The following is a 12,131-nucleotide window of genomic DNA, read 5'->3' on the forward strand; positions in this document are numbered from 1 at the left end:
AAAATGCCATTATTACAAAAAACAAGAACAATCAATGCAATGCTGCAAAAAGCAGCTGGAAAACCGGTTAACTTCAAGGAGATGTCAGAAACCCTTTGCAACGTCATTGAAGCCAATGTATTTGTACTATCCCGCCGTGGAAAACTATTGGGCTACTCCATCAACCAGCAAATTGAGAACGAACGTATGATCAAGATGCTAGAAGACCGTCAATTCCCTGAGGAATACACAAAGAACCTGTTCAATGTTTCTGAAACATCCTCCAACTTGGATGTGGAAAGTGAATATACTGCTTTCCCTATAGAGAACAAAGAATTGTTCAAATCAGGTCTAACAACTATCGTACCGATTATCGGTGGTGGTGAGCGCCTTGGTACTCTAATCCTTGCTCGTCTGCAAGAGCCATTCTCTGATGATGATTTGATCATGGCGGAGTACGGTGCGACAGTAGTAGGGATGGAAATCCTTCGTGAGAAAGGGGAAGAAATTGAGGAAGAAGCTAGAAGCAAAGCTGTTGTGCAAATGGCAATCAGCTCCCTTTCATATAGTGAGCTTGAAGCAATCGAGCATATTTTTGAAGAGCTTGATGGAAAAGAAGGACTGCTTGTAGCAAGTAAAATTGCCGATAGAGTGGGGATAACCCGTTCTGTTATCGTTAATGCTCTCCGTAAACTGGAAAGTGCAGGAGTTATCGAATCCCGTTCACTGGGAATGAAAGGTACTTACATTAAAGTACTTAACGATAAATTCTTGTTCGAACTATCCAAATTGAAATCACACTAAATATAAATTTAAAAGAAAGGGTCCGACTTGAGACTGCGATTTTAGCAGTGGAGTCGGACCTTTTTTTGTTGATTTAATGAGCATTTATATACTAAAAACCCTTAATAGGTATTTATGCCTATTAGTAAAATGAGTCAAATTGACGATTTTTTTTAACAATTGACACATAGACATATGTGTTCCCTTAATTTACAATTAAAATATACATACATATTTCGACAAACTTATATAATTCGCTACAAAAGATTTATTTATGGGGGTACTAATGAAGATTTTTTCGACATCAATCGTGGCTTTGGAAAAAGGAATACAGTATTCAGGAAATAAGCATAAAGCGATATCACACAATATCGCAAATGTAGATACACCAAATTTCAAACGTAAAGATGTTAGACCCAACTTTGGTGAGACTTTCCAGAGAGCACTTCAATCAAATAGGACAGATATCAGACATAGGGAATTCTCGGGGATTACCAACGATTCTTTCAGAATAAACAAAACGGCTCATTCCTACTCGCATAATGGGAATAATGTCGATATCGATAAAGAAATGTCAGACTTGGCTGAAAATCAAATATATTATTACACTTTAATTGATCAGATGAATGGGAAGTTTCAATCCTTGCAATCCGTGATTAAAGGAGGCAGAGCATAATGTCAATGTTTAAAAGCATGAATATCTCTGCATCGGCACTTACTGCTCAAAGGCTTAGAATGGATGTCATCTCTTCGAATATGGCAAACGTCGACTCGACACGAGGGGAATATCGAAATGGGCAGTGGGAGCCGTATAAGAGAAAGCTGGTAGAAACTGCACCGAAGGAAAACAGTTTCCAATCCTTTTTACAGAAAGCTTCTGGAACAGGTAATGGAATCGGAAGCGGAGTAAAGGTTACAAGTATAAAAGAAGATGACGCACCTTTCCGGCTAGTATTTGACCCTGAGCATCCAGATGCCAATGAAGAGGGATATGTACAGTTGCCGAATGTTGACCCATTAAAGGAAATGGTGGACCTTATGGGTGCATCAAGATCATACGAAGCCAATGTAACGGTTTTCAATGCCTCTAAAGGCATCATGATGAAAACGTTGGAGCTTGGAAAATAAGTGGAGGCCTTATAGATGATTACAAAAGTAGCTAATTCTAATCAGATGTTTCAGAATCTAAACAGTGTTCAGAAAACCAGCGGTGATGTTCATCAGCAATTTTCATCATATTTAAAAAATGCAATAAACGAAGTGAACAATTCACAGGTTGCATCCAATCAGATAACAACAAAGTTGGTCAACAATGAAGGCGTGGAACTCCACGACGTCTTGATTGCCCAACAGAAAGCAAGTGTAGCGATGCAACTTACGATGGAAGTCAGAAACAAGGGTGTAGAAGCATATCAGGAAGTAATGAGAATGCAAGTATAAGTAATGGATAGGTTCTTGATAAACTCACATATGCGTTTTTAACAGATAGAAAAATAAATGCGGTTATTTACTGCATTACCTTGCTGCAAGATAATAACCGGGGGAATTGACGTAATGAAAGAGAGATTACTAGAGATAAAAAATAAAACTACTTCCTTTTGGAGTAATAGAACCAATGCTCAAAAGACGGGTATGGTCAGTACGGTTATCGTATCCTTCTTTGCTGTAGCAGCTATTGTATATTTTTTAACCAAGACAGATATGGCACCTCTCTACAAAGATTTGACCGTACAGGAAACCGGACAGATTAAAGAGGTATTGGATGGAAGAGGAATACAGTCACAGATTACCGATAACGGGACCGCCATTTTGGTCCCACAGCAAGCGGTAGATTCGCTGAAAGTGGAATTGGCGGCAGAGGGCCTTCCGAAAAGTGGAAGTATTGACTATAGTTTTTTTGGAGAAAGATCTGGCTTTGGAATGACAGACAACGAATTCCGGATCATGAAGCTGGATGCGATGCAAACGGAATTGGCCAATTTGGTTAAAAGTATTGAAGGTGTGAAAGGTGCTCAGGTAATGTTGAGTCTTCCTGAAGAGGGTGTCTTTGTCAGAGAAGCAACCCAAGAGGCATCGGCTTCGATTGTTATTGATAATGAACCTGGATATCAGTTTGATCAGAATCATGTTAATGCACTCTATCATCTCGTATCCAAAAGCATTCCAAATCTTTCTACAGATAATATCGTCATCATGAACCAAAACTTTGAGTACTTTGACTTGAAAAATAATCAAAATACTGGAAATTCATTCGATGTATCGACACAGCTACAATTGAAGAAAGAGATTGAAAGAGATATTCAAAGACAAGTTCAGCAAATGTTAGGCATGATGATGGGATATAACAAAGTGGTTGTGTCCGTCACAACCGATATTGATTTCACACAAGAAGCAAGAGAAGAGAATACTGTAACTCCTGTTGATCCTGAAAACATGGAGGGTATTGCGGTAAGTGTCGAACGGATTACGGAAACCTATACAGGCAGTGAAGACGCTGCAGGTGGGGTGCCGGGAGCAGGGGAAGCGGACATCCCAGCTTATGTAGCCGGCGGTGGGGCCGGTAGTGGTGATTATGAAAGAATGGAAGAAAGAATCAACAATGAGGTCAATAGAATAAGATCTGAAATTGTAGAAAGTCCATATAAAGTAAGAGACCTTGGAATTCAAGTAATGGTGGAGCCGCCGGTAGCGGATGATCCATTATCCATCCAGGCCAATACGGTTGAGGATATTAGACAAATATTAAGTACAATCGTGAGAACGACAATTGATAAAAACATGTTGGGGGAAGACCCTCAACAGGCCAATATTGATGAGAAAATTGTTGTTTCTGTCCAACAGTTCAATGGAAAAGTGGACATGGAAGAAATGAAAGAATCAATCATTCCGACGTGGGTATATGTAGCCGCTGGAATTCTGCTTGCTGTTATACTTCTTCTACTCTTCCTACTCTTAAGAAGAGGCAAAAAGGACGAAGAAGAAGAAGAGGAAGTACTTGTGGAAGAGGAAACTGTCCAAATTAATGTACCTGATATAAACAATGGAAAAGATTCAGAAAGCACTGCGCGTAGAAAGCAACTTGAAAAAATGGCAAAAGAAAAGCCGGATGAATTTGCGAAACTGTTACGCTCATGGCTGTCGGAATAAAGGGGAAAGGGGGAGCTATAAATGGCAAAAGCAAGTCAGGCAAAAGCATTCACGAATAAGCAGAAAGCGGCCATCTTATTAATCTCGCTTGGTCCGGATGTTTCGGCTTCCGTGTACAAGCATCTATCAGAAGATGAAATCGAGAAACTGACACTAGAAATTAGTGGAGTTCGAACGGTGGACTCCCACATTAAAGAGGACGTTCTCGAAGAGTTCCATCAGATTGCACTTGCCCAGGATTATATATCACAGGGTGGTATAAGCTACGCAAAAACAGTACTAGAAAAAGCCTTAGGGAAAGATCAGGCATCGGCAATCATCACTCGCCTCACCTCGTCCCTGCAGGTTAAGCCATTTGATTTTGCAAGGAAGGCGGATGCTTCTCAAATCCTTAATTTCATACAGAATGAACATCCACAAACGATTGCTCTTGTCTTGTCCTACCTTGAACCGACCAAGTCGGGTCAGATATTATCCGAATTGCCGCAAGAACTTCAGGCAGATATCGCCAAAAGGATAGCGGTTATGGACAGTACCTCACCGGAAATCATTAATGAGGTCGAGCAGATACTCGAACGGAAGCTTTCGACAACTGTTACAAGAGATTATACAAACACAGGCGGGATTGATTCTGTTGTAGATGTTTTAAACCAGGTGGACCGAAGTACTGAAAGAACGATTCTGGACTCCTTGGAAATTCAAGATCCGGAATTGGCGGAAGAAATCAAAAAACGCATGTTTGTTTTCGAAGATATCGTAACGTTGGATAACATGGCGATTCAAAGAGTCATCCGTGATGTGGAAAATGAAGACATGATGCTTGCATTGAAGGTAGCAAGTGAAGAAGTGAAAGAGATTGTCTTTAAAAACATGTCCAAGCGAATGGTGGAAACCATGAAGGACGATATGGAATACATGGGGCCTGTGCGCTTGAAAGATGTAGAAGAGTCTCAATCTCGTATTGTGGGCATTATCAGGAAGCTCGAAGAAGCAGGAGAAATTGTTATCGCGCGCGGTGGAGGAGATGACATCATTGTCTAAGTTGATTAAATCCTCCTATCTGAATGAAGCAAAAACAGGATCCGTTGCCATAAAGGTCGCCCCGATCTTTTCAAGAAAGCAGACGGAAGCGCAAATGGAGATTGGTATCGGTCATAATATTGAATATATCAATCAGACAATTGCCAAGGCAAAGCAGGAAGCTGTTGAAATCGTCGCAGAGGCAAACCAAAAAAGAGAATTTGCTCTCAAGGAAATGGATGAAGATAAAAGGGTATGGGAAATTGAGAAAGAATCATGGAAGCAACAAGCATATGCTCAAGGTCAAGAACTAGGCTATCAAGACGGTAAAAAGGAAGCGCACTCCCAATATGAAGAAAGGTTGGCGGAAGCGCAACAAATCATCGACCTTGCCAAAGAGGAGCATCAGAAAAAACTTGATAGCTCCATTGAATCCATTGTCTTGTTAAGTATAAAAGTCGCAGAGAAAATCCTCGGACATACACTAGAATCTGATTCATCTTTTTTTACGAAATTAGTGCAAACCGCTCTGAAAGAAGTCAAAGAGAAAGATGAAATAAGGATTTATGTTAGCCCTAAACAATACCCATATTTCATACAAAATAAACAGCTTTTACAAAATATTATTAACAGTCAATATGACCTTGCGATATACCCTGAAGCGGTTCTTGCCGACGATGGGTGCTGGATTGATTCTTCTGCAGGAAGAATGGAAGTTTCGGTACAGACACAATTGGTGGAAATTAAAGAGCATCTACTTCAATTGGTGAGAACGGAGTCTTCGAAATGATCACGGTGGAAGAGTTGTTGGAAGAGATAGATGGCATGAATCCCTACAGGCGTTATGGAAAAGTGAAAAGGGTAATCGGCCTCATGATTGAATCAAAAGGGCCGGAAAGTTCCATTGGAGATATGTGTAATATTATCATCAATAAAAAGAAAAATAGAATTGTCCAGGCGGAAGTTGTTGGATTCAGGGATGAACATGTTATTTTGATGCCCTTTACAGACATTCAGGACATTGGCCCGGGATGTATGGTGGAAGCGACCAATAATCCCTTGGAAATCACAATTGGCGAAGAACTTAGAGGCAAAGTCCTTGATGCACTCGGAAAGCCGTTAGATCCTGGTGAAGAATTACCAAGGGGGCTAGGAAAATACCCGACAGATCAAGCACCGCCTAATCCAATGACAAGACCATCGATCACTGAAGAGTTGGAGGTAGGGGTGAAAGTCATAGACGGATTACTGACAGTCGGTAAAGGACAAAGAGTTGGAATATTTGCCGGCAGTGGAGTTGGAAAAAGTACTCTTCTTGGAATGATAGCCAGAAATACACATGCCGACCTAAATGTGATCGCACTTATCGGAGAGCGTGGCAGAGAAGTTCGCGATTTTATCGAACGTGATCTCGGTCCGGAAGGGTTGAAGCGCTCCATTGTCATTGTGGCAACATCCGATCAGCCCGCTCTGATGCGGATTAAAGGGGCTTACACAGCAACTGCCATATCCGAATATTTCAGGGATCTTGGGTATAACGTGATGCTTATGATGGACTCTGTAACCAGGGTGGCTATGGCTCAGCGCGAAGTAGGTTTGGCTGTTGGCGAACCTCCGACAACAAAAGGGTACACCCCTTCCGTTTTTTCTATGCTTCCGAAATTGTTGGAAAGAACCGGCACCAATCAACATGGCTCCATCACTGCTTTTTACACGGTGCTTGTAGATGGAGATGACATGAATGAACCGATTGCAGATACAGTTCGGGGAATTTTGGATGGGCATTTTGTACTCGACCGAGACCTTGCGAACAAAGGACAATATCCAGCAATAAACGTTTTGAAGAGCGTAAGTCGTGTAATGAATAATATTGTGGATTCCGAACACAAAAGAGCTGCAGAATTCTTGAGAGAAAAACTCTCGAAGTATTATCAGGCAGAAGATCTTATCAATATTGGCGCATATAAACGAGGAAGCTCGAGGGAAATTGATGATGCCATTCAGACCTATCCGGCCATCATTAAATATTTGAAGCAGGAAGTAGAAGAAAAATGGGGATTTGCTGACACAAAAGCAGAACTTTCAAATCTTATGAAGTAGGTGTAAGACATGGCCGTAAGAAAAGGGCGTCTGGAAAAAATACTGGTTGTGAAAAAAGCCGAAAAAGAGCAAGCAAGTTCTGAATACCAACAGGCGATTTCCCAATTCGAAACCGAAGGGCAAGCATTATACGATCTATTAAAGAAAAAAGAAGTATTGGAACAGAGCTTACAGACTAACCTTCAGGTTGGGATTCCTATCGAGAGCCTTAAGCAGCAACAATTTTTTATGGGAAACCTGGAAAAAAACTTGCTTCATCAGCAGAAGAAAGTCAGTCATGCCAGAGCTTTTATGAACTTGAAAGAGGAAAAGTTAAAGGAACAATCTATGGAATGCAAAAAATACGAAGTGTTGGATGACAAAGAAAAGAAATTTTGGAAGCAAAATGATTTAAAAGTGGAGGCAACGTTTATAGACGAACTCTCCATTCTTCAATATTCGCAACACACGAATAGGTGAGAAAAACATGAAAAAAGAAAATCAAACAGAAGAAATAGAAGGAAAATACTCCTTTATGCAAAAACTGTTGTACCTGTTTATCATTCCACTTCTTTTCACGGTTGTCATTGTACTAGGCTATCTAACATATGAAGGAAGAAATGTTTTTGAAGTAGCCCAATCGTTCCTGCCAGATAGAGAAGAAGTTAGTACTTCTGAGAAAGCGAGTATGGAAGAAGAGACTTCCACACCACAAGATATAAAAGATATTGGGAGCTCCCCTCAAGAAGTCGTTCTTTTGGAAAGGCAAATAAATGAAAAGCAGAGGGAAATCACCAAGCTGGTTTCTGAGCTTGAACTGGCAAATAAAAGAATATCTGATCTGGAACAACAAAAACAGGAGGTAAAAACCTCAACAAAAGAGTTGGCTAAACTTTATGAAGGAATGTCAACGAAAAAAGCGGCTCAAATCATTTTGGAAATGGAAGAAGAGATGGCACTCCTTATTTTAAATGAAATTAGCACGTCCAAAACATCGTCGATACTTGGACAACTGGAACCAAAGCAGGCTGCAAGGTTTACTGAACTACTAGCCAATAATGAATAGGTTTATAGAAAGGGATGAAAAAAGTGAACTTTTTTGTTACTGGTGAAGCCCATGTCAGTCATGCAGGTCAGGTGATGAAAACGGATGGAAATGGGAAAAAAGACCAGATTCCCCAAGAAACATCCGAAAGCTTCCGTTCTGCGTTGTCGAATAGTCTCGTTGCTTTGCTTTCGCTACACTCTCAGGAAAAAGTGGGAAGTGCGGAAGGCGAAGCGATGAGCATTGTGCACTCTGTTGAGACTCAGTTACAGGAAATGGATGAAATTCTTTCAATGCAGCTTTCAATGTTAAATGATCTTCAAGAAATGGAAGAACTACCTGAAGGCTATTATGGTTTGTTAGAGGATGTTATGGCGATGGTGACATTACTTGCTGATTTTACCCAACCTGTCCAGGAGAAAACCGAACAACTAATTAAACCTTTCCAGCAACTGTCGGAGAGAGTTATGGTGTTCATGCAAGCCTACTTTGGAGAAAAAGAGAACAGAGTAGAAAAACCTCTGGCTAATAAGGAGCACTCGAACCTGAACCTGAAAGAACTTATGAGTATGATAGAGAAAAAACTAGAAAAGATGATACCTGTTGAGCATACTAGGACCAACCTTAACATGGAGAATGGGACAACTCGTCTATCTGTTAATGTTCCTGCAATTGAACCGGTTCTTCATAATGGACCAGTTACGATGAATATGCTGCAACTTCCTAAGCAGGCAACCATCCAATGGGTCATTGATACAACATCCAATGAGGCTGCCCGTGAACAGCTAATGCAAAAACTTGAAGGAATCCTGGCGAAAACATCCGCAAGACTTGTTAATGGAAACCAGTCCATGACAATCAGGTTGGCACCGGAGCACCTAGGAACGTTACATATTAAACTGCAGGAAACACAACATGGATTAGTGACAAAGCTTATCGTGCATTCCAAGGCGGCTGCATCCCTCTTAGAAAGTGGGCTGGGTGCTCTGAAACAGACTTTGGTTCAAGCAAATGTGAATATGGACAAGATTGAAGTTGTTTTTCAGGACCAGGACCAAAAATTCACTCAGCAGCACAAAGGAACAAATGAGGAAGATGGCCATCCAGAGCAATCCTTTAAGCAGTACAAAAACAATGAAGATGACAAACAATCATTTGAAGATGTGTTGCTAGAAGAGATGGAAATAAATAGCACTGTAGGGGAGATTACATGACAAATTCTATATCGTCTGATCTTTATATCAAGAATCGTCCTGTTGAAGCATCTAAAGAAAGAAATGTAATGGGAAAAGACGATTTCCTTCGCTTACTGATTGCACAACTGCAGAACCAGGATCCGCTTAATCCGATGGAAGACAGGGAATTCATTGCGCAGATGGCAAACTTTTCCTCCCTTGAACAGATGGCAAATTTGAACAAAAGTATGGAAGGGTTTATTAACACACAAAACAAAATGAACGTACTTTCTCTTCAGCAATACCTTGGTTCAAACCTTCAGTGGCAGCATACGTATTTTGTTGAAGACGAACCGTTTGTTGAAACGAAAAATGGAATAGTTGAAAGCATTTCCATGCAAGATGGAAAAGCAAGGCTTGTGATGGATGATGGTAGTGAGATAGCGGTTGAGCAAATCATGAAAGTGAATCAGTCTGGAGATCATCCCCAAACTGGAAATACTTCCCTTTTAAATGCAAGTCATCTAATAGGGAAAAAGATATCCATCACCTTTGATGGGGACATGTTCGAGAACTTAACCGTCAATTCTGTCTTGATGAAAGATGGGAAAACACACCTTACTGTAACGGATGCACGACTGTCAGATGAAAAAATACCTATGGATGCCATCACAAAAATTACACAGTGAAACAGCTTTATATAAATGAGGGGGAAAGAGCATGCTACGTTCCATGTATTCAAGTATCGGTGCACTAAGAAACTTTCAAACTAAATTAGATGTAATTGGAAACAACATTGCGAATGTCAATACGTATGGCTTTAAAAAGGGAAGAGCCACTTTTCAGGAGATGATGGTACAGCAATTATCGGGTGCAAGTGGGCCTGCAGCAGGAAAGGGTGGAGTCAATGCGAAGCAAATCGGTCTGGGCTCCATGATCGGTTCAATTGATACCATCCAAACTCAAGGGTCCCTGCAAACTACGGCAAGACCACTTGATTTAGCGCTTTCAGGGGATGGATTTTTCGCAGTAGCCTCCATTGCAGATGTTACAAGAGTAAATGTTGATAGTGATACTGCCTATGGTGACAACAAGATATTGGGTGGAGCCATTAACAACGCGGTTGCAATGAACTATACCCGATCAGGGAATTTCTATCTTGATAATAATGGTTACATTGTCAATTCAAACGGGATGTATTTGATTGGTGAGACCGGAGAAAAAAGGATTCCTAACGATAACATAGTCGCTGCATCGAATGCAGCATTGAATACTGGTGAAATATTCTTCGATGAGTACAGAGACTTCAGGAACGATACAAACAAGTTTCTAGATCTTTCAATGAAATTCCTTGAGGCCCAACGGACGTTCGAAGATGCACTAAAAGCGGACCAGGAATCAGGTGGTACAGATCCTCAGTTGGCTGCTGCGGCAACAGCTGCCCAAACAGCACGCAATAATGCAGCTGATCAGTTCAACGATTTCTATACGAATGTTTATACCGGTGAAACAACTGCTTTCATTGATTCAGCAAGAAATTTAAACGACGGAATTGATAGTTTCATAGATGAAACAGGTGAAATTGTCTATAGACTGCTAGATCCAGTTGTACAGAATTACAATGGAAATATACCGACTGCAGCAGCAGCCAATATCAATGACCTTTCGAATCTTGTAAGCCATGCACAGTCAGTAAAGACCAACCTTGATACTGCCTATAAAACATTCGAAAACTTTGTAGCAAAAGCTGAAATGGTCCAACAGCCTACATGGACTGACTCATTAAGCGGAAGTGCGGGTCTGATTCAAATACCGCCTAATGCAAGAAGCTTCAGTATTTCCGGTGATGGAAAAGTAAACTTCATCGATCAGTTTGGCGATTTGAAAGTGGCTGGACAACTGATGTTGGCGAAATTCCCTAATGATGCAGGATTGGAGCGGATCGGAGAAAACCTTTTCCAGCAATCGAACAACTCAGGGACAATGGATAAGAATGGGGACGGGATTCAGCTAGCGGAAATGTTCAGACCAGGTGATGACGGTGCTGCTGCCATCATTTCTGGTACTCTTGAAATGTCCAATGTCGACCTATCCGAAGAGTTCACCGAGATGATAACTGCACAAAGAGGATTCCAAGCGAACACTAGAATCATCACGACATCGGATGAAATTTTACAGGAACTTGTCAATCTGAAACGTTAAGGAGGGAGGGCTAAGTTTAACCGCTTAGCCCAACTACAATGATAAAGTTGACCAAGCTGAATGGGAAGTCGTTTGCAGTCAATGTTTGGCTGATTGAACAGGTAGAGGAAACTCCAGATACGATGATTACCTTAAATAACGGGAAAAAAGTGATAGTAAAAGAGAGAATGCAGGAAGTGGTTCTGCTATGCAAAGAGTTTTTTGCTCACATGCATCATGGAACACATTTGGAGGGTAAAGAAGATGTTTCGCAATAAACTACTCAATGCCATGATTATCATCCTTCTTACCATATCAATTTTAGGTGTAATAGCCTTGGTTACAATGGATGGATTATATGCAGATGAAACAGCGGGAGAGCCCACCATTGATGAAATAATTAAATACTCTGTTGATTTTGAGGAGATAACAACAAATCTTGAAAGCGGAGGTTATATCCGGTTGAAGATGAAAGTCCAAACAGATAGCAAGAAGGCGACATCAGAACTATTGAAACGAGATTTCCAAGTGCAAAACATTGTGATTCACGAAATTGCCACCAAGTCGGCTTCAGACTTTGAGGGTGGAAAAGGTCTATCGCAGCTGGAAGAGGATATTCAACAAAAAATCAATGAAGTGATGCAGGATGGAGAAATCGTGAAAGTCTATACAACCTCCTTTCTCCTTCAAAATTAACACCGAGAGATCCATGGAAAATAGGA

The 12,131-nt window shown here is 40.9% G+C and carries 15 protein-coding genes; all 15 read left to right on the forward strand.

The annotated features are described in order from the left end of the window. The first annotated feature begins 3 nt into the window (after positions 1-3). The 15 genes from codY (at position 4) to fliL (ending at position 12,105) form a co-directional block, all read left to right on the forward strand. Positions 4-783, forward strand: a complete 780-nt coding sequence (gene codY / locus AB685_RS12185) for a GTP-sensing pleiotropic transcriptional regulator CodY (protein WP_047970864.1) — start codon at positions 4-6, stop codon at positions 781-783. A gap of 265 nt (positions 784-1,048) precedes the next feature. Continuing rightward, the gene (flgB, locus tag AB685_RS12190; RefSeq protein WP_047970865.1) at positions 1,049-1,438 is read left to right on the forward strand and encodes a flagellar basal body rod protein FlgB; all 390 of its coding nucleotides are present in this window, start codon (positions 1,049-1,051) and stop codon (positions 1,436-1,438) included. Beyond that, positions 1,438-1,890 (forward strand): flagellar basal body rod protein FlgC, encoded by a 453-nt coding sequence (gene flgC / locus AB685_RS12195; protein WP_047970866.1) that lies wholly within the window; start codon positions 1,438-1,440, stop codon positions 1,888-1,890. Before flgB ends, flgC begins: the two co-directional genes overlap by 1 nt. 15 nt (positions 1,891-1,905) lie before the next feature. After that, positions 1,906-2,202, forward strand: a complete 297-nt coding sequence (fliE, locus tag AB685_RS12200; RefSeq protein WP_047970867.1) for a flagellar hook-basal body complex protein FliE — start codon at positions 1,906-1,908, stop codon at positions 2,200-2,202. 114 nt (positions 2,203-2,316) lie between these two features. Continuing rightward, positions 2,317-3,909, forward strand: a complete 1,593-nt coding sequence (fliF, locus tag AB685_RS12205) for a flagellar basal-body MS-ring/collar protein FliF (protein ID WP_047970868.1) — start codon at positions 2,317-2,319, stop codon at positions 3,907-3,909. Positions 3,910-3,930: 21 nt separating this feature from the next. Next, positions 3,931-4,950 (forward strand): flagellar motor switch protein FliG, encoded by a 1,020-nt coding sequence (gene fliG / locus AB685_RS12210; RefSeq protein WP_047970869.1) that lies wholly within the window; start codon positions 3,931-3,933, stop codon positions 4,948-4,950. Further along, entirely contained in the window at positions 4,943-5,719 is a 777-nt protein-coding gene (gene fliH / locus AB685_RS12215) for a flagellar assembly protein FliH (RefSeq protein WP_047970870.1), read from the forward strand. Before fliG ends, fliH begins: the two co-directional genes overlap by 8 nt. Next, positions 5,719-7,029 (forward strand): flagellar protein export ATPase FliI, encoded by a 1,311-nt coding sequence (fliI, locus tag AB685_RS12220; RefSeq protein WP_047970971.1) that lies wholly within the window; start codon positions 5,719-5,721, stop codon positions 7,027-7,029. The genes fliH and fliI overlap by 1 nt, the downstream gene beginning before the upstream one ends. A gap of 9 nt (positions 7,030-7,038) precedes the next feature. Beyond that, complete coding sequence (fliJ, locus tag AB685_RS12225; protein ID WP_047970871.1) at positions 7,039-7,488, forward strand: flagellar export protein FliJ; 450 nt, start codon at positions 7,039-7,041, stop codon at positions 7,486-7,488. Between the two features lie 7 nt (positions 7,489-7,495). Beyond that, entirely contained in the window at positions 7,496-8,074 is a 579-nt protein-coding gene (locus tag AB685_RS12230; protein WP_047970872.1) for a hypothetical protein, read from the forward strand. 14 nt (positions 8,075-8,088) lie between these two features. After that, a complete protein-coding gene (locus tag AB685_RS12235) occupies positions 8,089-9,267 on the forward strand; it encodes a flagellar hook-length control protein FliK (protein ID WP_047970873.1) in 1,179 nt (392 codons plus the stop codon). Further along, positions 9,264-9,917: a flagellar hook assembly protein FlgD gene (flgD, locus tag AB685_RS12240; RefSeq protein WP_047970874.1), complete on the forward strand. Its 654-nt coding sequence runs from the start codon at positions 9,264-9,266 to the stop codon at positions 9,915-9,917. The genes AB685_RS12235 and flgD overlap by 4 nt, the downstream gene beginning before the upstream one ends. 31 nt (positions 9,918-9,948) lie before the next feature. Continuing rightward, positions 9,949-11,430, forward strand: a complete 1,482-nt coding sequence (locus AB685_RS12245; RefSeq protein ID WP_047970875.1) for a flagellar hook-basal body complex protein — start codon at positions 9,949-9,951, stop codon at positions 11,428-11,430. 38 nt (positions 11,431-11,468) lie between these two features. Then, the gene (locus AB685_RS12250) at positions 11,469-11,687 is read left to right on the forward strand and encodes a flagellar FlbD family protein (protein WP_047970876.1); all 219 of its coding nucleotides are present in this window, start codon (positions 11,469-11,471) and stop codon (positions 11,685-11,687) included. Next, positions 11,674-12,105 carry a flagellar basal body-associated protein FliL gene (gene fliL, locus AB685_RS12255; RefSeq protein ID WP_047970877.1) on the forward strand — a complete coding sequence of 144 codons (432 nt, stop codon included), beginning with the start codon at positions 11,674-11,676 and terminating at the stop codon, positions 12,103-12,105. The genes AB685_RS12250 and fliL overlap by 14 nt, the downstream gene beginning before the upstream one ends. The last annotated feature ends 26 nt before the right edge of the window (positions 12,106-12,131 follow it).

This window comes from Bacillus sp. LL01 (assembly GCF_001037965.1).